Here is a 1008-nt window from a genome sequence, read left to right on the forward strand (position 1 = left end):
TCGGAAGGAAACGAAATCTAAAGAAGCAGCCGAATTAGCTCGCAACAGGGATGCGGAACGCACCGAGTCCCTGCACGCGAAGCGCCCGGAAGACGACCGCAAAGACGGTGCAGCCGACGTTCGTCTTGTTTGTTCCAAATCGGATACGGGGAAGACCAGGGAAAATGACGCAGCTGCGGGACCCGGCGAGGACGATGCCGATGCGGCGGCAGCAGCGTCGGAGAAAACGAAGTCGGATGTGCCGGATTTCGATGCGCTTCGCGAAGAAGAACTTCTGATTTTCTGCGAACCGCTCGAAAACGCCGAAGCGCTCCGTTCGAAGCGAACGCGACGAAAGAAGGGAAAGGAGAAGGAAAAGGACAAGAACGCGGAGCAGCTCTCTGCGGTCGATAACGCCGCGAACAGCGCTCCGTCAGAAGCCGACTCGGCTCCGAAGGAGCATGCACAGCGTGCGGGCCGAGAGCCCTCGGCACCCTCCTCTCCTGTCAGGCCGATTGAAGAGTCGACCAAAACGTCAGGGAAAGAATTCTCGGAATCTGCAGCCGCGCGGAATGCATCTCGCGCGGCCGAACAGAAGAGCGGCAAGCGCGGGCGCAGGCGCTCCGTCAAAGGCACGCCGACGAGCAGGCTGCGGGCCATGCTCGAAGACCTCAAGTCCCAAATGCTCTCGGGCGAAGGGCCTTATGTCGAGCTTGGCGTGACGAAGACGCCCGGCGGCACGCTGAACGTCAACAGCATGGCTTTCGAAAAGGCGCTCACAGAGGCGGGTTTCGACCGAATGCTGGTTTCTGGCGAACTCTCCGGCTTCCAGCCGCCCCCTGTTCTGAGTGTCGACTGGTCGAAGTCGGTTTTTTCGCTTCGCTTGTAATCGGAAATGGGAATCAGAGCATCCTTAAAATTTTTCAAGCTTTGCACAGAAGTAAGGTAATGATGGATGTTAAAGATTTTTCGACGATCCCTGATCGACATACACCGCCGCCGCGTCACCCGCTTCTTCCGGCTGAAATC

The 1008-nt window shown here is 58.1% G+C and carries 1 protein-coding gene; it reads left to right on the forward strand.

What is annotated here, in order from left to right:
- On the forward strand, window positions 1-868 hold an 868-nt coding region (locus H6A60_RS11720; protein WP_205104823.1), incomplete at its 5' end, for a hypothetical protein.
- Window positions 869-1008: the final 140 nt, after the last annotated feature.

The sequence above is a fragment of the Sutterella massiliensis genome (assembly GCF_016899755.1).
GTDB classification, from domain to species: domain Bacteria; phylum Pseudomonadota; class Gammaproteobacteria; order Burkholderiales; family Burkholderiaceae_F; genus Sutterella; species Sutterella massiliensis.